The organism is Streptomyces sp. NPDC046862, assembly GCF_040704615.1.
GTDB lineage: Bacteria > Actinomycetota > Actinomycetes > Streptomycetales > Streptomycetaceae > Streptomyces.
The window spans coordinates 97,138-118,146 of record NZ_JBEYXP010000021.1; the positions used below are offsets into that span (position 1 = coordinate 97,138).

The following is a 21,009-nucleotide window of genomic DNA, read 5'->3' on the forward strand; positions in this document are numbered from 1 at the left end:
CGTCCGCATGACCACCGCGCCCCACCCGCTCGTCAGCCGCGCCCGCCAGCTCGCGGACGAGCTCCTCGCACCGCACGCCGAGCAGGTCGACCAGGAGGGCCTGCCGGAGAGCCACATCGAGGCCGTGAAACGCTCGGGCCTGCTGGGCGTGAGCGCACCGAGGCAGTACGGGGGCGCGGCAGCCCCGGCCGCGGTGGCCCGGGAGACGGCCGAGATCCTGGCCGGCGCGTGTTGCTCGACCTGGTTCGTCCAGACCCAGCACCACACACCGGTGGCGACCCTGACCCAGAGCGAGACCGTCGTACGGGAACGGCTGCTGGGCCCGATGGCCCGCGGCGAACTGCTGTCCGGGGTGGCGTACGCACACCTCCGGTCCCATCCGCGGACCCCGGTGCGCGTCACACGCGAGCGCGCCGGCTGGCGCTTCGACGGGACGGTGCCCTGGTACACCGGCTGGGGCCTGAACGACGTCATGCTGCTCGCGGGCGTCACGGAGGCCGACGAAGCACTGTTCGCCTTCACCGAGGCCCGGGAACAGCCGGGCCTGCGGGCATCGAAGCCGATGCGCCTGGCCGCGCTCACCGCGTCCCGGACCGTGTCCCTGGAACTGTCCGGCCTGTGGGTCCCGCAGGAGGCCGTGGCCCTCCACCGGCCGTACGAGGAATGGGCCGCCACCGACCGTACGAAGACGGTCATCGCCTCCCCCGCGGTCTTCGGCATCACGGAGGCGGCACTCACCCTGCTGGACACCGACATCGCGGAGCCGCTGCGGGTGCGTCTCGACCGGCTGCGCGCCAGAGCCTACGAGCTGACCGACCGTCCCGAGGCACCCGTGCACAGGAACGAACGCCTGGCCCTGCGCACCCAGTCCTTCGATCTGATGCGCACGGCCACCACTGCGGCGGTGGTGGCCGGAGGCGGCCGCTCGATGACCGTGACGAACAGGGCCCAACGCCTGGCGAGGGAGGCCCTGTTCCTCCTGGTCCAGGGCCAGACGACGGAGTCACGCAGGGCGCATCTCACCGCGCTCGCGGGCAGCGCCTCCCTTTAGGAGCGTCAGGGGCGCCAGGGGCGCGGGGAACTGGCGAACGGCACCTGCGACGACGGAACCGCGTGCGCACCGTACGGATGCCGCCACAACCCCTGCTCCGCGAGCCGGGGCAGCACTCCCTCCCCGAACCAGTACGCCTCCTCCAGGTGCGGATAGCCGGAGAGGACGAATTCCTCGATACCGAGGGCCGCGTACTCCTTGATCCGCCCGGCCACCTCCGCATGGCTGCCGACCAGCGCCGTCCCCGCGCCGCCCCGCACCAGCCCGATCCCGGCCCACAGATTGGGATGAATCTCCAGCCCGTCCCGGCCCCCGCCCCCGTGCAGGGCCAGCATGCGCTGCTGCCCTTCCGACTCGCTGCGGGCCAGTCCGGCCTGGACGGACTTCACGGTCTCGGGGTCGAAGCCGTCGAGGAGTCGGTTCGCCTCGGCCCACGCCTGCTCGGAGGTGTCACGGGTGATGACGTGCAGCCGGATGCCGAAACGGAGGGTGCGGCCCTCCTTGGCGGCCAGCCCCCGGATCCAGGCGATCTTCTCGGCGACCTTGGCGGGAGGCTCGCCCCACGTGAGGTAGACGTCGACATGCCGGGCGGCGACCTCGCCGGCGACGGGTGAGGAGCCGCCGAAGTACACCTCGGGCACGGGGTCGGGCAGGCGGGCCAGCGTGGCGTCCTCCACTTGGAGGTGCTCGCCGACCAGGTCGACGGTCTTGCCCTCCCACAGCCCCCGCACGATCTGCAGGAACTCCCCTGTACGGCGGTAGCGGTCGTCCTTGCCGAGGAAGTCGCCGTACGCCCGCTGCTCGTGGCTCTCGCCGCCGGTGACCACGTTGAGCAGGAGCCGTCCGCCGGACTGCCGCTGGAAGGTGGACGCCATCTGCGCGGCGAGCGTCGGCGAGACGAAACCGGGCCGGAAGGCGACCAGGAACTTCAGCCGCTCGGTGTTCTGGCTGACCATCGCCGTGGTCAGCCACGCGTCCTCGCACCAGGCCCCCGTGGGAGTGAGCGCCCCGACGAAACCCAGGTCCTCGGCGGCGCGGGCGATCTGGCTGAGATAGGCGACCGTCGGCGGCCGGTCCCGGCCGGAGGCGGTGGCCGGGGTGCCGTGGCCGCCGCCGACGACATGGCGGCTGTCGCCGTTGGTGGGCAGGAACCAGTGGAAGGTGAGGGACACGTGGGGTCTCCGTTCTGGAATGTCCGCTAGAGCAGGCCGTGCCGGGGCGGCCGTGTGCCGTTGAGCACGTACCGGCCGATGTGCTGGATCTTCCATCGGGACGGATCGTGCAACGTGTGGGTGCGGGCGTCGCGCCAGTGCCGGTGCAGGCCCAGGGAGTCGAGCGCCGAGCGGGTTCCCGACACCTCGAACAGGGAGCTCGCGACCTCGACGGCGGCCTGGGCGGCCTGCACCTTGGCGGAGGCCACGGCGATGGACGCCTCGGCCGCCGAGTTGTCGGTGAGGTCGGCGCGTGCGGCGTCCACCGTGCGTGCGGCGTCGCGGAGCAGCGCCTCGGACGCCCTCACCTGGAGGGCGAGTTCGCCGAAGCGCTGGATCAGCAGGGGGTCCTCCGCCGCCGTCTCCGCCCCGCTCTCGAACCAGGGGCGGCTCTTTGCCCGGACGAACTCGACGGCCTCGGCCAGCGCCCCTCCCGCGATCCCGGTGTCGATCGCCGCGTGCAGCAACTGGGCGACAGCACCATGGAGTTGAGGCCCCTGGAAAGTGAGGTGGTGCGGCAGGACCCGGTCGGCGGGTACATGGACGGCGTCCAGCCGTACCGTGCCGCTGGCCGTCGTGCGCTGGCCCATGCCGTCCCAGTCGTCGACGACCGTGACGCCCTCCGCGTCCCTCGGGACGTACGCGACCTGGAGGTTGTCGTCCTCGGCGCGGGCCAGGACCGGGATCCAGTGGGCGAAGAGCGCGCCCGTGGCGTACTGCTTGACGCCGGTCAGGACGTACGACCCGTCGGGCCGGGGCTTCAGGCGGGTGCGGATGTCCTGGACGTGCCGGGTGCCGGCCTCGGACTGGGCGTTGCCGAATCGCCGCCCGGCGAGCACCTCGCCGAAGAAGAACTCCTTTTGTTCGTCGGTTCCCTGACGCCGTATCACGTTGACGTACACGAAGTGGCTCTGCGGTATCTGGGCGAGACTGGCGTCGGCCGACGCCAGTAGCCGGAAGATCTCGGCCAGCGTCTCCTGCCGTACGTCCGCTCCCCCGTGTGCGGCGGGCACGGTGACGGCGAGCAGTCCGGAGGCCGAGAGCCGGTCCAGCTCGGGTCCGGGCAGGCGCCGTTCGGCGTCCCGCTCGGGGGCGCCGACGCGGAACTCCTCGGCCAGTGCGGCCGCGACGGACAGCGCCTCGACGTCGTCGGTGATGACTTTGGCGGTCACGTCGTCGGTAACGGCTTTGGCGGTCACGTGTCAGCTCGCCGCGGCCAGGAGCGGGGCACGGCCCAGCGCGGCGGAGAACTGGTCGACGACCTGGGTGAGTGCCTCGGTCGCGGTCGGGGCGACGGTCAGGGAGCCGTCCTCGGCCGTGGCGATGTCCTTGTCGAGGGTGAACCAGCCCTGGACGATGTGCGCGGCGCCCATGGAGTTCAGCACCGGGCGCAGCGCGTAGTCGATGGCCAGTACGTGGGCGGTGGTACCGCCGGTGGCCAGCGGCAGCACGGTCTTGCCGGTGAGGGCGTACTGCGGGAGCAGGTCGAGGAGTGCCTTGAGGACGCCGGAGTAGGAGGCCTTGTACACGGGGGTGGCGATGACGACGCCGTCGACGCGCTCGAAGAGCTCCGTGGCCTCGACGATGGCGGGATGCCTGAAGTCGGCGCCCAGCAGGGCCTCGGCGGGGATCGTGCGGACGTCGAGCGGGATCACCTCGTGGCCCTGGGCGATGAGCCGCGTGTCGAGGTGGCGGAGCAGCTTCGCGGTGCGGGAGGAGACGGACGGGCTGCCGGAGACGGACAGGACGGTGGCCATGGGCCCTCATTTCTTGAGGTGCGCGCCTCTTCGCGTGAGGTGCGCGAGCGGAGTTCAGGTGGTCCGGGGCGTCCGCCGGACGGCGGGTGCGGTCAGGCGTGGGCGGCGACGGTCGCGGCCTCGGAGTCGGGGAGCGCGGCCTCCAGTTCACGGACCAGGGGGAGCACGCGGCGGCCGAAGTACTCGACCTCCTCGTGGTAGTGCAGGAAGCCGAGGAGGAACAGGTCGACGCCGAGCTTCTTGCAGGCGACGATCCTCCCCCAGCCTTCGGCCGAGGGACCCCCACGGCGATCTGCTCGGGGGTGCCGATCAGCCCCGTGCGGAAGCCGTCGTTGTACTGGACGAGGTCCTCGAAGCCGGAGTCCTGCCACATGCCCTTGCCGTCCGAGGTGGACCGGCCGGCCTGCTGGACCGCGTCACGGAAGCCGTGGACGGCCTCGGTGTCGGCCTGGGTGACGATCTCGCGGAGCGTCTCGCGGGCCTCGGCCTGCGTGTCGCGGGCGATGAGGAAGCCGTTGAGGCCGAACTTCGGCGGTGTACGTCCCACCTGGGCGGCGGAGGAGCGGACGTCGGCGATCTGCTCGGTCACCCCGTCGAAGTCCTTGCCGTTGGAGAAGTACCAGTCGGAGACGCGACCGGCCATGGCGCGGGCGGCCGTGGAGTTGCCGCCCTGGAAGATCTCCGGGTGCGGGCGCTCGGGGGTGTTCAGCGGCTTGGGCTTGAGGGAGAAGTCGCGCAACCGGTAGAAGTCGCCTGCGAGTTCCGTGTGGTCCTCGGTCCAGATCTGACGCAGGGCGCGGATGAACTCCTCGGAGCGGCGGTACCGCTCGTCGTGCTCCAGCCAGGGCTCACCGAGGGCGGTGAACTCGCCCTTGAACCAGCCGCTGACGACGTTGACCGCGAAGCGGCCGTTCGACAGGTGGTCGGCCGTGGCGCCCAGCTTGGCGAGGACGCCGGGGTGCCACAGGCCGGGGTGGACGGCGGCGATGACCTTCAGCCGCTGGGTGGCGAGCAGCAGGGCGAGGCTGAAGCTGGTCGACTCGTGCTGGAACTCGGCGCCGTAGCCGGCCATGTAGCGGACCTGGCTGAGGGCGTAGTCGAATCCGTTGTTCTCGGCGAGGACGGCGAGTTCGCGGTTGTAGTCGTAACCCCAGTCGGTGCGCTGTTCGATCCTGCTGGTGACGAGGCCTCCGCTGACGTTGGGCACCCAGTAGGCGAACTTCACGGGTTCGGTGGGCATGGGAAAACTCCTGTTGCGGTAATTCGGGCACGCCGAATGCGCGCGGCAGGAATGGCCCGCGCATTCGGTAGTTCAGGTGACGGATCGCTGGATCAGCGGATCAATAAATGTCGCCACGTGAACCGCGGCCGCGCGACTGCGGCGGGCGGGCACCGGCGCACGCCACTGCGGGCGGGCGGGAACGGGACGGACGCGGCGGAGCCGGGGGGATTCGGCGACTCAGGCCGCGGGGCAACAGGAGGCGCTGGAGACGCGCGCGAGGTCGACATGGCGTCGCCGCGTGAGGTCCAGTCGCATCTTCATGTCCTCGATCGTGGCAGCCGGCGGTGAGGATGGTCAAGGAAAACCCGACCGGTCTCGTATCGCGGACCACCGAACTTCACGAACGTGTGACAGGGAAACCCTTGAACGGTTCGCGCGCACCCTCGCATTCTGCGGGAGTGCGAATAGAGCAGCTGGAATACATCGCGGCGGTCACACGCCTGGGTTCGCACCGGCGCGCGGCCGAGGAACTCCACGTGTCGCAGCCCGCGTTGAGCGAGACCGTGCGCAACGTGGAGCGCGAGTTGGGCGTCGACCTACTGGAGCGCAAGCGGTCGGGTGCCAGGATGAGCGCCGAGGGCCGCGAGTTGCTGCCTCACATCGTCAACGTGCCTGACGCGGTCGACCGGTTGCGCGGGGCGGCGGGCGGCGGGCGGCGGGCGGCGGGCGGCGGGCGAACAGCACCGCATCAGCCGCATGGTGCGCGTCGGCGCGGTGAACGCGGCGACGGTGCCGCTGCTGATCCCCGCCGTCCGGGGGTTCCGCGCGGCGCATCCGCTGACGCAGGTGGAGGTGGTGGGCGCCCAGCGTCGGTCCCCGACCTCCTGGACGGACAGGAGGCGCTGATCGCGATGCGCTCCGGGTACTTCATGCACCGGTACGTCCATCGGTTGCAGGGGGGTCACGCCCCGGCCTTCTCCTACTCCACCGACGGCGCCGAGATGGGCAAGCTCATGGTCGCCGAGGGGCTGGGCGTCACGGTGCTGCCCGACTTCGGCGTGATCGGCGATCCTTCCGCAACCTTCGGCCGGGGGACCCTCATTCGCTGCGCTCGCGACGGGGCTCGATCACCCACCGCCCGCTGGCGGACGACACGACCAGGGTCCTGCTCATGCTCCAGCGCCGTCACGCTGACACCCACCGACTGATGTCCGGTCACCCACGGCACGCACGTTTGAAGCCGATGAGCGTCCGGTAGCGGTCACGTTCCCCGAAGTCGGCCATGGTCCACACCGCCGGGCGCCCCGCCTCGGCGCTGAGGTGAAGTACCCGCCCCTCCCCCACGACCACACCGACATGGGCACCCCAGGCGTCGTCGGTGGCGTTGAACAGGGCCAGGTCCAGGGGTTCGCCGTCGGCCACGCGGACGGTGCGCCGGGTGTCGTGCCAGAGCTCGCTCGACCGCCATGCGGGGAGGTCGATCCCGTGCAGCCGGAGCACCTCGTAGGCGAAGAACTGGCAGTTGGCGCCCTCGGAGAGGCCGGGATTCTCCTTGACGGACGGCGAACCGGGGAAGCGGGCACCGACGTACGGGGTCGACCACCAGGTCCCGGGGATGCTTGCCAGAAGCCGTGCCTCGTTCAGCTCTCCCACCCCACCCTGACCGAACCCACCCACCACTACACATAAAGAAGAAATAAGAGCAGAATGAAGACACGCGGCGCTCTCCGCATACCCCGCGGTCGGACCCGCTGAGAACAAAGGAGACGACTCATGGCCAACGTCTCACACCGGGGTGACATAACCAGCCATCCTGACGTGACCGAAATGCGGGAGAGGTACGCCCGCATGATCGGTGGTCGCGATGTGGCGCTCGTGGACGGGCCGGTGTTCCTGCTCGGTCTGTACTGCGCCGTATCCCCGTGGATACTGCACTTCACGGCCAACCAGCCCGCTCTTGTCCCGCACAACCTGATCATCGGCATCGCCATCGGCCTGCTGGCCCTCGGCTTCACCGCCGCACCCGCGAGGATGTACGGCCTGAGCTGGGCCGCGTGCGCCATCGGGATCTGGATGATCGTCTCGCCGTGGGTCGTCGGCACGGATCCGGACGCCGGCGTCATCGTCAACAACGTCATCATCGGCGGTCTGGCCGTGATGCTGGGGCTGCTGTGCGCGGCCGAGGCAGCCAGGGCCACATCGCGGAGCATGACTCCTCCGATGTGACAGAAGCGCCCGCGAGGGAAACCGACGGCCGGACCGCCTCGGCGGTCCGGCCGTCGCCGGTCCGCCGCCGGACGAGTGGCGCCGGGTGAGGGGGATCACCGGCTCGGCATCAGCCACGGCTGCTCGGGCAGCGGACTGCCGGTCTCCAGCAGCGACTTCAGGTTGGACAGCACGGCGGGCCAGCCGGACGACACATCGGCCTGCGCCGCCTCGTCGGCCAGGTTCTCCTCGGTGACCGTGAGACGGACGATGTCTCCGTGCTGCTGGATGTCGAAGGTGATCCGCGAGTACTTCTCCTCCCGGCCCTCGTCCTCGGGGGCGACCCCGGTCAGCACCAGACGCGTCGGCCGCTCGCTCTCCACGACGGCGCCGACCGCGTCGGCGATGCCCGAGCCGTCCGTACGGCGGTGTTCCCATCGGGAGCCCGGCCTCCAGTCGGAGACATTGCTGTGCCCCCAGTACACGGCCGTCAGGTCCGCGTCGGTGAGCGCGTCCCAGACCTTCTCGGGCGTGCTCTCGATGTAGGTGACGTACACGAATGCCGGCTTGTCGGTCATGGCTTCCTCCGCTCGTCGCTTCACGGCGCCGAGCGCGCGCAGCCGCGGGCGCTCGAACTTGTCGATCCACCGCTCCTGGATCTCGTGGAGCGGGACGGGATTGAGGTAGTGCAGCCTCTCCCGCCCCCGCCGCACCGCGCTGACCAGGTTGGCGGCTTCCAGGACGGCCAGGTGCTGGGTCACCGACTGGCGGGCCATGTCGATGCGGGCGCACAGCTCACCCAGCGTCTGACCGTTGTGTTCGTGCAGCCGGTCGAGCAGCCGCCGCCGCGTCGGGTCGGCCAGCGCCTTGAACGCCAGATCCATGGAGGAATCGCTCTCTGATCGCACACTCAACGTTATGCAGGCAATTACCTGCATGTCAACCGTGCGTCCCGACCAGCACACTGGCGCGGTGAGTCGAACCGTCAGCGCGTGGGTGACGTCGGGTGAGGAAGTCCTCGGCGCGATCGGCCCCCTTTCCGTGGACGTCCCGTGGTGGGCCGAGGTCGAACCGGTCGTGGTCCGGTTGCGGGGCGCACTCCGGGTGCCGGTGGTCGTCCTGCGGCTCTTGACCGTGGAGGGAGGTGAGGGCGGGCGCGACGGCCATGTGACGTATCACGTGGAGGCGTTGGAGCGGCCCGCACGCGGCGTCCTCGAACAACGGCCGGTCCCTCAGGACCTGTCGAACGGGCACGAGCCGTTCCGCTCGCCCTGGGCGCGGGCCGAGGGACTGCGGGAGCTGCTCGACTGGGCGTCCCGGACCCTCGCCGCCGCGGGACGTCCGGTGACCGGTCCGGTCGAGCAGCGAAGGACCTGGAACCTGGCCGGTCTCTTCCGGCTGCCCACCGCCCGCGGACCGGTCTGGCTGAAGGCGACACCCCACTTCGCCGCCGACGAGGCCGCCGTCATCGGCCTGTTCGCCGAGGTCGCTCCCTCTCTGGTGCCGGCCGTCCTCGGTGCCGGCGAACACCGCGTCCTCTTGGAGCACATTCCCGGCGAGGACTGCTGGGGAGCCTCCCCCGACACGGCACGAGCCGGTGTCCACCGTTTCGTCGCGGCACAGGCGCGGCTGGCGTCCCACCGTCCCGGGTGGCTGCGGGACGGCCGCGACGAGCGGCTGGCCGCCCACGTACGGGACCTGCTCGACGGCGCCGTCCCCCTGGACATCACCGCCGAAGAGCGCTCCGCGGCACAGGAGTTGACGGATCACTGGCCGGTGCTCGCCGAGTGCGGTCTGCCGGACACGGTGGTCCACGGCGACTTCCATCCGGGCAACTGGCGCGCCCACGGCGGCCCGCCCGTCGTCGTGGACTTCGCCGACGCCCACTGGGGCAACCCCGTCCTGGACGGCCTGCGGCTCCTGGACTTCCTCTCCGAACCGGCGCGCTCCGCGGCCGCGGGCGCCTGGGTGGACGCTTGGAAGGCACATGCCCCGGCCAGTGACCCGGCCCGCGCCCTCGCGCTCGCCGAGCCACTGGCGCAGCTCGCCCACGCCGTCCGCTACCAGGAGTTCCTGGACGGGATCGAGCCGTCCGAGCGGCCGTACCACGAGGGTGATCCGACGGCAGTGATCCGTGAGGCGGTACGGCGCGCGGGGAACCCCAGCCTGTACGTGCCCTGCCAGGGCACCCCGTACATGCCCCGCCGGGCACCCTTGGCCGCCCACCCGGACCCGCGACAGGATCACCTCATGGACGCCCACGAACCTCTCCCTCTCCCGTCGCCCCTCCAACTGCGCGGCTTCGGCCTGCGTCTGCGCGAGTGGCGCGACGACGACGCGCCGGCCCTCGTGGCGCTGTACGACGACCCCGAGATGGCCCGCTGGACTCCCGTCCCCTCCCCCTTCGACGCGGAAGCGGCCCAGGCCTACCTCGCCGCCGCCGGCCAGAAGCGGATCGAGGGCCGGGGCGTCCACCTGGCCATCACCACCGACGGCAGGCATCCCCTGGGCGAGGTCCTGTTGTTCCGCAGCGCCACCGACCCCCGGGACGCCGAACTCGCCTACGCCGTCGGGCCGGCCCACCGTGGCCGTGGCCTCGCCGCCAAAGCGGTCCGCCTCGTCACCGAGTACGCCACCCGGCAACTGCGCCCGCGTCGTGTGCTGTTGTGCATCGAGAAGGACAACGTGGCGAGCGAGGCCGTCGCCAAGTCGACCGGTTTCGAACTCGCCGACGACGAACCCGTCCTGCGCGGGCACAACGACCGCGAGGTCGCCCTGCGGACGTGGCGCCACCGCGCCGGGTGAAGTGGACCGGACTGCTCCAGCCTTCCGCGGGAACACCCATAGGGCGAGGGATTCCGACGAAATGGGGTGGAGATGGAGATCTCCGGCATCATCAGTGCCATAGTCATCGGCATCATCATCGGCGTACTGGGACGGCTCGTCGTTCCAGGACGCCAGCGCATCGGCATCCTGTTGACGATCCTCGTCGGCATCGTGGCCGCGCTCATCGGGTCCGCGATCGCCGCCGGATTCGGCGTGGCGGACACCGACGGCCCCGACTGGATCGAGTGGCTCATCCAGATCGGGCTGGCGGCGCTGGGCGTCGCGGCTCTCGACCGCACGCGGTCACGACGCTGAGAGCTCCATGGCGGCGAGACCGTCACGTGCGGAGGGGAAGGACGGCGTCCAGCCCAACTCGCGTCGCGCCGTTGCCGTGGAGACGCGCAGCGTGCTCGACATCACGGCGTGGGCGTACGACATCGGCTTCATGAACCACAGCGGGACGGTCATCGGCCGCGGCAGCCCGAACCGCTCGGCCACGGCGCGGACGTGGTCGCCGAAGCCCAGCGGTGTGTCGTCCGCGATGTTGTACGCCCTGCCGGGGCGCCCGCGCTCGACGGCGGCGACCACCGCGCGGGCCGCGTCGGTGAGCTCGACCCACGGCAGGACCCGCCCGTGGTCGCGGGGCACGGGGAGTCTGCGGCCGCGCAGGAGCGGCAGCAGGGCCTCGGTGCCGCCGGGGCCGTAGAACGCTCCGAAGCGCAGCGCGACGCCGTCCAGTCCCGGTGTGCCGAAGGTGAGTTGTTCCTTGACGCGCATGCCGGCGAGGTGCCGCTCCAGTTCGGCGGTGCGGCCGGGCGGGGCGAAGGTGTCCTCCTCGGCGAGGGCGTGCCCGGCGTGGTCGCCGTAGCCGTACCCGAAGACCATCGACTCGGCGACGAACCGTCGCGCTCCGGTGGCCTGTGCGGCCTCGATCAGGTGGGCCGTGCCCTCGGTGCGCAGGGCGTCGGTGGCGTACATGTCGCGGTGGCGCAGCGGTGGCCTGCTCAGGGCGGTGGCGGCGTGGACGACCACGTCGAAACTGTGCCCGTCGACGGCGCGCAGCAGCGCGTCGCGGTCCATCAGGTCGGCCCGGATGCCGTTGGCCGGGCCGCGGCCGAGCCCGGTGACCTTGTGGCCGGCCTCCGTGAGGGCGCGGGTGACGTGCGTGCCGAGGACGCCGCTCGCGCCCGCCAGGAGGACGCTCCGATTCTCGTGCCGGTCCTGCTGCTGGTGCTGGTCATGGTTCGTGTTCGTCGTCATGACCGTGCGACGGATCGGGACCGCCGGAATGTGACACTTGTGCGGAAAGTGTCACGCGGGCGGCGCGGGCGGCCTGATAGCTCGGCCTCACGGCCCCACGGGCACGGTCGGCGACACGTACGGCGTTGTCGTGGTCAGCGGTTCGAAGCCCAGGCGTTCCAGGATGGGGCGGCTCTGGCTGGTGGCGTCCACCTGGAGGTAGCGGTAGCCGTGCTCCGCGGCGACGCGGGCGCGGTGGGCCACGAGGGCGCGGTAGATGCCGCGGCCGCGCCAGCCCTCCACGGTGCCGCCGCCCCACAGGCCGGCGAAGCGGGTGCCTGGCAGCATCTCCATGCGTGCGGCGCTGATCGGGCGGTCCCCGGCGAGGGCCACGACCGCGACGACGGTGTCGGGATCGGCGGTGAGCTGGGCGAGCAGCTGTTCGCGCATACGGGAGCTGTCGCGTCCGAAGGCCTGCGCGTGGACGTCCGCCACCATGTCGACGCCCGTCTCGTCGGTCACCGGGAGCAGCCGTACGCCCTCCGGCACCTCGGCGTCGAGGATCATCTGCCCGAACTCGGCGATCATCAAGGTCTCCTCGGGCTCGGGCGTGAAACCGGCGGCGCGGAGCCGTTTGCCCAGGTCGACGGGGAGATCATGGCCGTACAGCTTCCATTCGAACTCGCGGCCGAGCCCAGCGAAGTACCTCACCTGCGCGGCGATCGCCTCGTCGGCGGTCGCCTCGTCCAGATCCGACCAGAGCACCGCGCTCCAGCCGTGCTCGGCACCGACCTGCCGCACCACCCCGTCCGCGCGCTCGATCCGCGCACCGGGCGCGTCGGGGCGCGCCCCTTCCCGCATGTCCCGGTCGAAGAGGGCCAACACCCCAGCGTGACGCATATGCCCACTCCATCACCCACAGCCCCGGCGGGCAACGGAATTCACCCGCTTCTCACCCTGCTCCGCTGAGGCGGCCGGCCGCCTCAGCGGAGCAGGGTGAGCGCGGCAGACTCTCCCGGGGCCACGGACACGGCACGGCCGCCCGCGACGGCCACGCTGATCGGGGGCTCGTCGGAGTCGGGCACGGTGATGTGCAGCCGTCCCTGCTGCAGACGCAGCCGTACGCCCCAGTGGCCGCGGTAGCGGATCGAGAAGCCGTACTCGGACAGCTCCGGCAGCGGCACGGGATCGAAGCAGAGCGCGCCGTCACGGACCTCCAGGCCGGTCAGGCCCCGCTGGACGAGGTCGAGGGTGCCGGCCATGGCGCCGAGGTGGATGCCCTCGCCGGTGGTCCCGTCCTGCAGATCGGCGATGTCCCCGGCCAGCGCCTCCTGTACGAAGGCCCAGGCGCCGGAGCGCCGGGTCCTCGCCAGTACCCAGCCGTGGACGAGGCTGCTGAGGGTGGAGCCGTGGCTGGTGCGGGCCAGGTAGTGGTCGACGGTGCGCCGCCAGGTCTCGTCGTCCAGGTCGTACCCCAACTGCCCGAACAATGCCCTCAGTTCGGTGGGCGGGAAGAGGTAACCGAGCATCAGGGCGTCGGCCTGCTTGGACGCCTGGTAGTGGTTGACGGAGTCGTCCTCGGCCTCCAGGATCCGGTCGAGGCGCCGGATGTCGCCGTAGCGTCTGCGGTACCCCTCCCAGTCGAGCTCCGCGAGGTCCCCGTAGCCGGCGAACTGGCTGATGACACCGGCGTGGAAGGGCACGTACAGCTTGTGGGAGATGTCCTCCCAGGCCTCGAGTTCGGCGCGGTCCAGGCCGATGCGTTCGAACAGGTCGCGGCGGCGTGTCACGGGCAGGGTCCGCGCCACGTCGAGCGCCCGGGCGAGAACCCACGCGGCCGTGACGTTGGTGTACGCGTTGTCGTCGAGGCCCGGACCGGCCGCGCCCGGGTAGGCCTCGTGGTACTCGTCGGGGCCCACGACCCCGCGGATCCGGTAGCGGCCCAGCGTCTCGTCGTACGAGGCGACGTCGGCCCAGAATCGGGCGATCTGGATCACCGTCTCGGCGCCCTTGGTGTGCAGGAACTCCATGTCCCCGGTCGCCTCGCAGTACCGCCACACGTTGTACGCGACCGCCGAGCCCACGTGGTGCTGGAGCCGGGAGTGGTCGGGCAGCCAGCGTCCCGAGCGCGGGTTGAGGTGCAGCCACTGGGTCTCCTCGCGGCCGTCGCTGCCGCTCTGCCAGGGGTACATCGCGCCGCGGTGCCCGGCGTCGGCGGCGGCGAAGCAGGCCCGCTCCAGCCGCCGGTGACGGTAGGTCAGCAGGGCCCGGGACACCTCGGGGAAGTGCAGGTTCAGATACGGCAGCACGAACAGCTCGTCCCAGAAGACGTGCCCGCGGTACGCCTCGCCGTGCAGGCCGCGCGCGGGCACGCCCACGTCGAGTTCGGCGGTGTGCGGGGACAGCGTCTGGAGCACGTGGAAGAGGTGCAGGCGCAGCACCTCGCCCGCGCCGCCCGGCACATCCGCCTCGGCGTTGCGCCACAGCTGCTGCCAGGCCGTGCGGTGGGAGACCAGCAGGGCGTCCACGTCGGGGGCGCGGCGCACGCGGTCGACGGCGGCGTAGAGCGGATCGCTGATCGCCGGGTCGCGGGAGGTGTGCAGGGCGACGGTCTTGTCGACGGTCACCGTGCGGCCGTCGGTCACCGGGATCCGGAACGCGCGGGCGATCCGCCCGTTCTCCTTGACACTGCCGCTCTCGGCCGGGGCGTCCACCGTGGTCCGCGCGGCGAGGCCGATGCGGATGTCGGAGGTACGGGTCCGGCAGCGCAGCCAGATCGAGCGCTGCGGGGAGGTGCCGGTGTGGACGTGCGTGAGGTGCCGGGAGGTCAGCGCGCGGTACCGCTCCACCCCGCTGTTGGTGACCGTGCCGTCCAGACCGGACTCCACCTCCAGCTCCCCCGACCACCCGAGGGGGGTCAACTCGGTGCGCAGAATGGCCAGATGGGGATCTGCCATGTGGATCAGCCGGAGCTGCCGCACGGCCAGGCGCCGGCCCGCGGTGTCCTCGTAGCGCACCGTGCGCTCCAGGGTTCCCTCTCTCAGGTCCAGTCTCAGGCGGTGGCCGAGGACCTTGTCGGTGTCCGGGGACAGCCAGTCGCCGGAGGAGGCGGCGCGGAAACGCAGGGGCAGCCAGTTGGGCAGGTTGACCATGTCCTCGTTCTCGACGCGGCGCCCGCCGACCTGCGAGGTGAGCCGGTTGTAGCAGCCCGCCGCGTACGTGCCCGGGTAGTGCACGGCGTCGGCGGTGCACTCGGGTGCGGCTCCGCGGCTCGCGAAGTAGCCGTTGCCGAGCGTGCACAGTGACTCGCGCAGTCGCTCCTGCGCCGGGTCGTAGCCCTCGTACTCCCAGATCCAGTCGCCCATTCCGGCCCTCCGGCACCCGTGGTTCCGCATCGGCGCGGACCAGTGGAACCACGCCGTGATCAGCAGTTCACCATGGGTGACCGTGATGCGGGCCGGGCCCACGCCGATCCGGCGCGTCGCGCGTAGGCTGCCTCGCGAAGATCGCGGTGCGGGCCGGAGCCGTCCGCACGGCGGGACGGCCTCGCGAGAAGGGTGCGTGCACAGATGGTGGACGATTCCGAGCTGCGTCACTTACGGCGGTGCGTGGAGCTGGCGGCTCAGGCGCTGGAGGTGGGGGACGAGCCGTTCGGCTCGGTGCTCGTCGGCGCCGACGGGACGGTGCTGGCGGAGGACCACAACCGGGTGGCCTCCGGTGACCGCACCCGTCACCCGGAGTTCGAGCTGGCCCGCTGGTCGGCGGCGCACCTCACCCCCGGGGAGCGGGCGGCGGCGACGGTGTACACCTCCGGCGAGCACTGTCCGATGTGCGCGGCCGCCCACGCGTGGGTGGGCCTCGGGCGTATCGTGTACGTCGCCTCGTCCGAGCAACTTGCCTGCTGGCTGGGTGAGTTGGGGGTGCCCGCGCCTCCGGTGCGGACCCTGCCGGTCAACGAGGTCGCTCCCGGTGTGGCCGTCGAGGGCCCGGTGCCGGAGCTGGCCGAGCAGGTGCGTGCTCTGCACCGCCGGTTCCACCGGGGGAACGACCGGGAGGAGTGAGCCCCGCGGGACGGGGCAGGCGGTCGGGGTCCGTTCCTCGAGATACGGAGGATGTCCGCAAACGTGGCGCAGTACCCCCCGACCCTGACGGCGCCCCCTGCCCGAGGGGCGCCACCCACCCGCAGGCCCTCGTCCCGGGACCCGTACTTCGACAACGCGAAGTACCTGACGATCGTGCTGGTGGCGTGCGGACACGCCTGGGAACCGCTGACGTACGGCAGCCGGACGGCCACGGCCGTGTACCTGACCGTCTACGCCTTCCACATGCCCGCGTTCGCGCTGGTCTCCGGGTACTTCTCGCGGAGCTTCGACATGGCCCCGGGCCGGCTGCGGCGGCTGCTGACGGGGGTGGTCCTGCCGTACCTGGTCTTCGAGACGGCGTACACGCTGTTCTACCGGTGGGCGCAGGACGACTGGGCGTATCCGCTGAGCCTGCTGGATCCCTGGTACGTGATGTGGTTCCTGATGGCGCTGTTCATCTGGCGGATCACCACTCCGATATGGCTGGCGCTGCGGTACCCGCTGCCGGTCGCACTCGGTCTCGCCACGCTGGCCTCGGTGTCACCGGACCTCGGCGGCGACGTCTCGATCCAGCGGACCCTGCAGTTCCTGCCGTTCTTCGTGCTGGGGCTGACGCTTCGGGCCGAGCACTTCGAGTGGCTGCGCACCCGGCGGGTCAGGCTGTGCGCGCTGGCCGTGGGCGCGGTCGCGCTGGTGACGGCGTACTGGGTGGCGCCCTGGTTCGACGCGGCCTGGTTCTACCACCGGGGCGCCGTCACGGGGCAGGGCGTGTCGCCCTGGGTGGGGCTGGTCAGCACGCCGGCGCTGTTCTGTCTGGCGCTGCTGCTGACGGCGTGCTTCCTGGCGTGGGTGCCGAAGCGTCACACGTGGTTCACGGCGCTGGGTGCGGGGACGATGTACGGCTACCTGCTGCACGGCTTCGTCATCAAGTCGTCCCGTTTCTGGGAGTGGTACGCGCCCGCGTGGGTGCACACACCGCTCGGGGAACTCGCGGTGACGGCGATGGCGGTCGGCGGGATCACGCTGCTGTGCTCGCCGCCGGTGCGGGTCGTGTTCCGGTACGTGGTCGAGCCGCGGATGGAGTGGGCGTTCCGCTCCACCGGCACGAGTGCGTCCGAGGACCAGGACAAGGGTGACCAGGACAAGGGTGTGCCCCAGAAGGCCGCGCAGACGCGCTGACGGCCCTCTGGGGCACCGCAGGTCACTCAGAGGTCTCAGAGGTAGAAGGCGGGCCTCTCGATGAGCTCGACTGCGACCCGGCCGCCCTCGGACTGGGCGCGGACGCCCGCCTCGCAGACCGCAGCCGTGGCATAGCCGTCCCACACGCTGGGCCCCGTGACCTCGCCGCGCCGGGTGGCGTCCACCCAGGCCTGGACCTGGCGGTCGTAGGCGTCGGCGAACCGCTCCACGAAGTCCTGGGCGATGGTGCCGCCCCAGCGGCCGGCCATGTCGGTGACGAGCGACTGCTCCTCTCCGATGCGGGCGGTGCCGCGCTCGCAGACCGCCTCGGCCTTCACCTGGTAGCCGAAGCCGCAGTTGACGTTGATCTCGACGTCGACGATCGCGCCGCCGTCGGTCTCGAAGAGGACGAGTTGCGGGTCCCGCACGCCCTCGGGCGCGTTCCCCGAGGGTGTCGGGCGCAGCACGGTGACCGCCGTGATCTCCTGGTCGAGGAGCCAGCGGGTCACGTCCATCTCGTGCACCACCGAGTCGTTGATGAGCATCTCGGTGGTGAATCCGGGCGGGCTGGCGGCGTTGCGGTGCCGGTTGTGCAGCATCAGCGGCCGGCCCAGCTGCCCGCTGTCGAGCAGCGCCTTGAGCTTCATGTACTCGGCGTCGAAGCGCCGCATGAAGCCCACCTGGACCCGGCGTCGGCCCAGCCGCTGCTCGGCCTCCATCACGCGCAGTGCCGAGGCCGCGTCGGGGGTGAGCGGCTTCTCGCACAGCACCGGCAGGTCGTGCTCGAACGCCGTCAGCAGGGCCGCCTCGTGAGCGGGCCCCGGTGAGGCGATGAGCACGGCGTCCACGCCGTCCGCGGCCATGGCGGCGGACGGGTCGGTGTACGCGGTGCAGCCGTCGATACCGTCGGCCAGGTGCTTGGCCCGCTCGGCGTCGATGTCCACGACGGCGGACACGTGCGCCCCGCTGATCACCTGGTCGATACGGCGTACGTGATCGGCGCCCATGCGCCCGGTGCCGATGACGGCGACCCCGAGCGTTCCACGCTGCGTCATGTGGGTGGTGGTCCCTTCGAATGAATCACTTCGAGTGGCGTCAGCGCGCTCTCAGGCCTTTCCCTTCAGGACTTTCCTTCCGGAGCTGCCGCGACGGGTGCCGTGAGGTCCTTCTCCTCGGGGAGCTCCTCCACGTCGACTCCGCTGACCTGGGCCAGCTCGTGCTTGAGCGCGGCGAGTTCGGCGCCACCGGCCATGTGGTTGGTGAGCTCTTCGAGGCTGACGTCGCTGCGGGACGCGGACAGCTCCATGGTGCCCAGGCGCAGCACGCTGAAGTGGTCGCCGACCATGTAGGCGTGGTGCGGGTTGTGGGTGATGAAGATGACGCCCAGACCGCGGTCGCGCGCGGCGGCGATGTACTTGAGCACCACACCCGACTGCTTCACACCCAGGGCGGCCGTGGGCTCGTCCAGGATCAGGACGCGGGCGCCGAAGTAGACGGCACGGGCGATGGCCACGCACTGGCGCTGACCACCGGACAGGGTGCCGATGGGCTGCTCCAGGTCGTCGAGGACGATGCCCATGTTGCGCAGCTCTTCGTCGGCGGTCTTCTTCATCTTCTCGATGTCGAGACGGCGGATCGGCCAGGGGCCCTTCGTCATCTCCGAGCCGAGGAAGAAGTTGCGCCAGACCGGCATCAGCGGCACGGTCGCCAGGTCCTGGTAGACGGTGGCGATCCCCCGGTCCAGAGCCTGGCGGGGGGTGGTGAAGTGCACGGCTTCGCCGTCGACGAGGAACTCGCCCTCGGTGTGCTGGTGCAGCCCCGAGATGATTTTGATCAGGGTGGACTTGCCGGCGCCGTTGTCACCCAGCACACAGGTGACCTGGCCGGGATACACCCTCAGGTCCACGCCGTGCAGGGCGCGGATGTTGCCGTACGCCTTGCCCGCGGCCTTCAGCTCGACGACAGGGGCTTCGTCCTTGGACGGGGCGTCCTTCACGACGGCCCCCGCGGTCCCGGATTCGTTGGTAGCCATGGGTCACTCACCTCCGGGTCGCCGTGCGGCGGACCCACAGATTGATCAGGGTGGCGCCGAGGAGCATCACGCCGAGGAAGGCCTTGAACCAGTCCGGGTTCCAGCCCGCGTAGACGATGCCCTGATTCACCATGCCGAACATGAACGCGCCGAAGACCGGACCGATCGCGGAACCGTAGCCACCGGTCAGCAGACAGCCACCGATCACCGCCGCCGCGATGTAGATCAGCTCCTGGCCCACGCCCTCACCGGACTGAACGGTGCTGAAGGAGAACAGGTTGTGCATCCCGACGAACCAGGCACCGAACCCGACCAGCATGAACAGTGAGATCTTCGTGAACGTCACCGGCACACCCACCGCCCGGGCGCTCTGCTGATTCCCGCCTACGGCGAAGATCCAGTTGCCGTACTTCGTGCGCAGCAGCATCCACGTCGCCAGAGCGGCGAAGATCAGCCAGTACACCACCGTGATCTTGACCGTGACCCCGCCGACCTGGAACGTCGAGGCGAAGACCGCCTTGGCCTGGTCGAAGCCGTCCATGTCACTGATGTTGTCCGTGGCCACGTTCCCGGTGACCAGCTTCGTCACCGCCAGGTTCACACCCTGCAGGATCAGGAAGGTGCCGAGGGTGACCAGGAAGCTGGGCAGGCCGGTCTTGACCAGCATCCACCCGTTGAACGCGCCGATCGCCAAGGAGGCCACCAGCGCGACGATCACACCCACCCACACGTTCATCGTCAGCTGGTAGCTGACCATGCTCGCGGTCAGTGCCGAGGTGATCACCGCGACACCGGAGGACAGGTCGAACTCCCCGCCGATCATCAACAGCGCCACCGGCAGCGCCATCAGACCGATCGTCGAGGACTGGTACAGGATGTTGGCCATCGCGCTGGCCTCACGCACCGGCGGTGCCGCGACCAGGAAGAAGATGTACACCGCGACCGCGCCGAGGAAGACACCCACCTCGGGACGGGCCAGCAGCCGCAGCGCGAGCGGGCGCTGCGCGGTGCGCCCGTCGGTCTGCTTCGGGCCGGAGGCCGGCGGTGTGGTCACCGCCGGCGCAGCCTGTTGCGACATGCTCATCACCGAGTGCCCTTCGCGGCGAACGCGGCGACCTTCTCGACGTTGGACTTGTCCACGAACGCCGGACCGGTCAGCACCGGCTCCTCGCCGCCGCCCATGTAGTTGCCGTTGTTCTTGTACAGCCACAGCGAGTCGATCGACAGGTAACCCTGCAGGTAGGGCTGCTGGTCGACGGCGAACTCGATGTCACCGTCCTTGATCGCGCTGGTCAGGTCCTTGTTGAGGTCGAAGGTGGCGACCTTCGCCTTGCTGCCGGCCTCGTCCACGGACTGGGCCGCGGTCAGCGCGAACGGGGCGCCGAGCGCGACGACCTGGTCGATGGAGGAGTCCTGCTTGAGCTTGGCGGTGATCGTCGACTTCACCGACGGCATGTCGGTGCCGTTGACGTTGAGGTTCTCGGTCTTGCCCTCGAACGTCTTCTTCACGCCCGCGCAACGCTGCTCCAGGCCGACGTTGCCCTGCTCCTGGACGACACAGACGGCGTGCTTGGCGCCCTCCTCGTTGAGCTTCTTGCCCAGAGCCTCACCCGCCACGGTCTCGTCCTGACCGAAGAACTCCAGGAGGTTCAGCGACTTCCAGTCGCTCAGGCCCGAGTTGAGGCCGACGACCGGGATGCCCGCCTTCTCCGCCTTGCCCACGACGTCCTTCAGGGCGTCCGGCTTGGCGAGGGTGACCGCGATGCCGTCGACCTTCTGGTCGATCGCGTTCTGGACCAGGTTGGCCTGGTTGCCCGCGTTCGGGTCGGCCGAGTAGATGAGCTTGACGTTGTCCTTCGCGGCGGCGGCCTCGGCACCCTTGCGGACGATGTCCCAGAACGTGTCACCGGGAGCCTGGTGGGTCACCAGCGCGATCGTCATCCGGGGGGTGTTCGCCTTGCCGGCGGAGGCGTTGTCGCCGCCCTCCTCGGCCTTCTTGCCGCCCGAGCTGCTGGAGCAACCCGCTATGAGCAGCGCGGACGACGCGGCCAGGGCGACGAGCGGCGCGACTCGACGAGAGCGGGGGTGAAAACGAACCATCTTTCCTTGCACCTCACTGTGCGACCGGGGGGAAGGGAACGGGACGGCGTCGGGCGAGCGGCCCGTCGCGGGCCCTGGCATTGAAGCCGGGGTCATTGTGCCGGT

Annotated in this window: 19 protein-coding genes and 2 pseudogenes; 7 read left to right on the forward strand and 14 right to left on the reverse strand. The window is 70.6% G+C overall.

The window, feature by feature from the left end; all coding sequences use genetic code 11:
* The first annotated feature begins 7 nt into the window (after positions 1 to 7).
* Positions 8 to 1,051: an acyl-CoA dehydrogenase family protein gene (locus tag AB0959_RS23815; RefSeq protein ID WP_366828495.1), complete on the forward strand. Its 1,044-nt coding sequence runs from the start codon at positions 8 to 10 to the stop codon at positions 1,049 to 1,051.
* 5 nt (positions 1,052 to 1,056) lie between these two features.
* Here the strand turns inward: AB0959_RS23815 and AB0959_RS23820 are convergent, their stop codons facing one another.
* From AB0959_RS23820 to AB0959_RS23840, 5 genes and pseudogenes are all read right to left on the reverse strand, one after another.
* Positions 1,057 to 2,223 (reverse strand): LLM class flavin-dependent oxidoreductase, encoded by a 1,167-nt coding sequence (locus AB0959_RS23820; RefSeq protein ID WP_366828496.1) that lies wholly within the window; start codon positions 2,221 to 2,223, stop codon positions 1,057 to 1,059.
* Positions 2,224 to 2,249: 26 nt separating this feature from the next.
* Positions 2,250 to 3,434 carry an SfnB family sulfur acquisition oxidoreductase gene (locus AB0959_RS23825; RefSeq protein ID WP_366828497.1) on the reverse strand — a complete coding sequence of 395 codons (1,185 nt, stop codon included), beginning with the start codon at positions 3,432 to 3,434 and terminating at the stop codon, positions 2,250 to 2,252.
* Positions 3,435 to 3,464: 30 nt separating this feature from the next.
* Complete coding sequence (gene ssuE / locus AB0959_RS23830; protein ID WP_366828498.1) at positions 3,465 to 4,019, reverse strand: NADPH-dependent FMN reductase; 555 nt, start codon at positions 4,017 to 4,019, stop codon at positions 3,465 to 3,467.
* 92 nt (positions 4,020 to 4,111) lie between these two features.
* Positions 4,112 to 5,259: pseudogene (sfnG, locus tag AB0959_RS23835) on the reverse strand (dimethylsulfone monooxygenase SfnG).
* Positions 5,260 to 5,478: 219 nt separating this feature from the next.
* A complete protein-coding gene (locus AB0959_RS23840) occupies positions 5,479 to 5,562 on the reverse strand; it encodes a putative leader peptide (protein ID WP_356352894.1) in 84 nt (27 codons plus the stop codon).
* A 137-nt stretch (positions 5,563 to 5,699) separates the two neighbouring features.
* Between AB0959_RS23840 and AB0959_RS23845 the strand changes: the two are divergent.
* Positions 5,700 to 6,499: pseudogene (locus AB0959_RS23845) on the forward strand (LysR family transcriptional regulator).
* Here the strand turns inward: AB0959_RS23845 and AB0959_RS23850 are convergent.
* Positions 6,457 to 6,894 (reverse strand): hydrolase, encoded by a 438-nt coding sequence (locus tag AB0959_RS23850; RefSeq protein ID WP_366828499.1) that lies wholly within the window; start codon positions 6,892 to 6,894, stop codon positions 6,457 to 6,459. The pseudogene AB0959_RS23845 and the gene AB0959_RS23850 sit on opposite strands and share 43 nt — an antisense overlap.
* 120 nt (positions 6,895 to 7,014) lie before the next feature.
* On the opposite strand from AB0959_RS23850, the gene AB0959_RS23855 reads away from it, so the two are divergent.
* Positions 7,015 to 7,467, forward strand: coding sequence for an SPW repeat protein (locus AB0959_RS23855; RefSeq protein WP_366828500.1), 453 nt, complete (start codon positions 7,015 to 7,017; stop codon positions 7,465 to 7,467).
* A gap of 95 nt (positions 7,468 to 7,562) precedes the next feature.
* Here the strand turns inward: AB0959_RS23855 and AB0959_RS23860 are convergent, their stop codons facing one another.
* The gene (locus tag AB0959_RS23860) at positions 7,563 to 8,330 is read right to left on the reverse strand and encodes a metalloregulator ArsR/SmtB family transcription factor (RefSeq protein WP_366828501.1); all 768 of its coding nucleotides are present in this window, start codon (positions 8,328 to 8,330) and stop codon (positions 7,563 to 7,565) included.
* A gap of 88 nt (positions 8,331 to 8,418) precedes the next feature.
* On the opposite strand from AB0959_RS23860, the gene AB0959_RS23865 reads away from it, so the two are divergent.
* Both AB0959_RS23865 and AB0959_RS23870 read left to right on the forward strand, forming a co-directional pair.
* On the forward strand, positions 8,419 to 10,251 hold the full coding sequence (locus AB0959_RS23865) for a GNAT family N-acetyltransferase (RefSeq protein WP_366828502.1): 1,833 nt from the start codon (positions 8,419 to 8,421) through the stop codon (positions 10,249 to 10,251).
* Between the two features lie 72 nt (positions 10,252 to 10,323).
* Positions 10,324 to 10,587 carry a GlsB/YeaQ/YmgE family stress response membrane protein gene (locus AB0959_RS23870; protein ID WP_366828503.1) on the forward strand — a complete coding sequence of 88 codons (264 nt, stop codon included), beginning with the start codon at positions 10,324 to 10,326 and terminating at the stop codon, positions 10,585 to 10,587.
* On the opposite strand, the gene AB0959_RS23875 is transcribed toward AB0959_RS23870, so the two are convergent.
* From AB0959_RS23875 to AB0959_RS23885, 3 genes are all read right to left on the reverse strand, one after another.
* A complete protein-coding gene (locus tag AB0959_RS23875) occupies positions 10,576 to 11,532 on the reverse strand; it encodes an NAD(P)-dependent oxidoreductase (RefSeq protein ID WP_366828504.1) in 957 nt (318 codons plus the stop codon). The genes AB0959_RS23870 and AB0959_RS23875 overlap by 12 nt on opposite strands.
* An 87-nt stretch (positions 11,533 to 11,619) precedes the next feature.
* Positions 11,620 to 12,411 carry a GNAT family N-acetyltransferase gene (locus tag AB0959_RS23880; RefSeq protein ID WP_366828505.1) on the reverse strand — a complete coding sequence of 264 codons (792 nt, stop codon included), beginning with the start codon at positions 12,409 to 12,411 and terminating at the stop codon, positions 11,620 to 11,622.
* An 83-nt stretch (positions 12,412 to 12,494) separates the two neighbouring features.
* Complete coding sequence (locus AB0959_RS23885; protein WP_366828506.1) at positions 12,495 to 14,876, reverse strand: glycosyl hydrolase family 65 protein; 2,382 nt, start codon at positions 14,874 to 14,876, stop codon at positions 12,495 to 12,497.
* Positions 14,877 to 15,080: 204 nt separating this feature from the next.
* Between AB0959_RS23885 and AB0959_RS23890 the strand changes: the two genes are divergently transcribed.
* Together AB0959_RS23890 and AB0959_RS23895 are read left to right on the forward strand one after the other, a co-directional pair.
* A complete protein-coding gene (locus AB0959_RS23890; RefSeq protein WP_366828507.1) occupies positions 15,081 to 15,572 on the forward strand; it encodes a nucleoside deaminase in 492 nt (163 codons plus the stop codon).
* Positions 15,573 to 15,635: 63 nt separating this feature from the next.
* On the forward strand, positions 15,636 to 16,772 hold the full coding sequence (locus AB0959_RS23895) for an acyltransferase family protein (RefSeq protein WP_366828508.1): 1,137 nt from the start codon (positions 15,636 to 15,638) through the stop codon (positions 16,770 to 16,772).
* Between the two features lie 35 nt (positions 16,773 to 16,807).
* Here the strand turns inward: AB0959_RS23895 and AB0959_RS23900 are convergent, their stop codons facing one another.
* The 4 genes from AB0959_RS23900 to AB0959_RS23915 form a co-directional block, all read right to left on the reverse strand.
* Positions 16,808 to 17,827, reverse strand: coding sequence for a Gfo/Idh/MocA family oxidoreductase (locus tag AB0959_RS23900; protein ID WP_366828509.1), 1,020 nt, complete (start codon positions 17,825 to 17,827; stop codon positions 16,808 to 16,810).
* Positions 17,828 to 17,892: 65 nt separating this feature from the next.
* Entirely contained in the window at positions 17,893 to 18,804 is a 912-nt protein-coding gene (locus AB0959_RS23905) for an ATP-binding cassette domain-containing protein (protein ID WP_366828510.1), read from the reverse strand.
* A 7-nt stretch (positions 18,805 to 18,811) separates the two neighbouring features.
* A complete protein-coding gene (locus tag AB0959_RS23910; RefSeq protein WP_366828511.1) occupies positions 18,812 to 19,888 on the reverse strand; it encodes an ABC transporter permease in 1,077 nt (358 codons plus the stop codon).
* Positions 19,888 to 20,904 (reverse strand): sugar ABC transporter substrate-binding protein, encoded by a 1,017-nt coding sequence (locus AB0959_RS23915; RefSeq protein WP_366828512.1) that lies wholly within the window; start codon positions 20,902 to 20,904, stop codon positions 19,888 to 19,890. Before AB0959_RS23915 ends, AB0959_RS23910 begins: the two co-directional genes overlap by 1 nt.
* Positions 20,905 to 21,009: the final 105 nt, after the last annotated feature.

What these genes read in the sequence shown, in the direction of transcription:
- AB0959_RS23875 (WP_366828504.1), bottom strand. Translation starts at nt 11,532, where the DNA reads ATGACGACGAACACGAACCATGACCAGCACCAGCAGCAGGACCGGCAC.
- AB0959_RS23870 (WP_366828503.1), top strand. Translation starts at nt 10,324, where the DNA reads ATGGAGATCTCCGGCATCATCAGTGCCATAGTCATCGGCATCATCATC.
- AB0959_RS23840 (WP_356352894.1), bottom strand. Translation starts at nt 5,562, where the DNA reads ATGAAGATGCGACTGGACCTCACGCGGCGACGCCATGTCGACCTCGCG.
- ssuE (WP_366828498.1), bottom strand. Translation starts at nt 4,019, where the DNA reads ATGGCCACCGTCCTGTCCGTCTCCGGCAGCCCGTCCGTCTCCTCCCGC.
- AB0959_RS23890 (WP_366828507.1), top strand. Translation starts at nt 15,081, where the DNA reads ATGGTGGACGATTCCGAGCTGCGTCACTTACGGCGGTGCGTGGAGCTG.
- AB0959_RS23885 (WP_366828506.1), bottom strand. Translation starts at nt 14,876, where the DNA reads ATGGGCGACTGGATCTGGGAGTACGAGGGCTACGACCCGGCGCAGGAG.
- AB0959_RS23860 (WP_366828501.1), bottom strand. Translation starts at nt 8,330, where the DNA reads ATGGATCTGGCGTTCAAGGCGCTGGCCGACCCGACGCGGCGGCGGCTG.
- AB0959_RS23915 (WP_366828512.1), bottom strand. Translation starts at nt 20,904, where the DNA reads ATGGTTCGTTTTCACCCCCGCTCTCGTCGAGTCGCGCCGCTCGTCGCC.
- AB0959_RS23910 (WP_366828511.1), bottom strand. Translation starts at nt 19,888, where the DNA reads ATGAGCATGTCGCAACAGGCTGCGCCGGCGGTGACCACACCGCCGGCC.
- AB0959_RS23905 (WP_366828510.1), bottom strand. Translation starts at nt 18,804, where the DNA reads ATGGCTACCAACGAATCCGGGACCGCGGGGGCCGTCGTGAAGGACGCC.
- AB0959_RS23855 (WP_366828500.1), top strand. Translation starts at nt 7,015, where the DNA reads ATGGCCAACGTCTCACACCGGGGTGACATAACCAGCCATCCTGACGTG.
- AB0959_RS23900 (WP_366828509.1), bottom strand. Translation starts at nt 17,827, where the DNA reads ATGACGCAGCGTGGAACGCTCGGGGTCGCCGTCATCGGCACCGGGCGC.
- AB0959_RS23880 (WP_366828505.1), bottom strand. Translation starts at nt 12,411, where the DNA reads ATGCGTCACGCTGGGGTGTTGGCCCTCTTCGACCGGGACATGCGGGAA.
- AB0959_RS23815 (WP_366828495.1), top strand. Translation starts at nt 8, where the DNA reads ATGACCACCGCGCCCCACCCGCTCGTCAGCCGCGCCCGCCAGCTCGCG.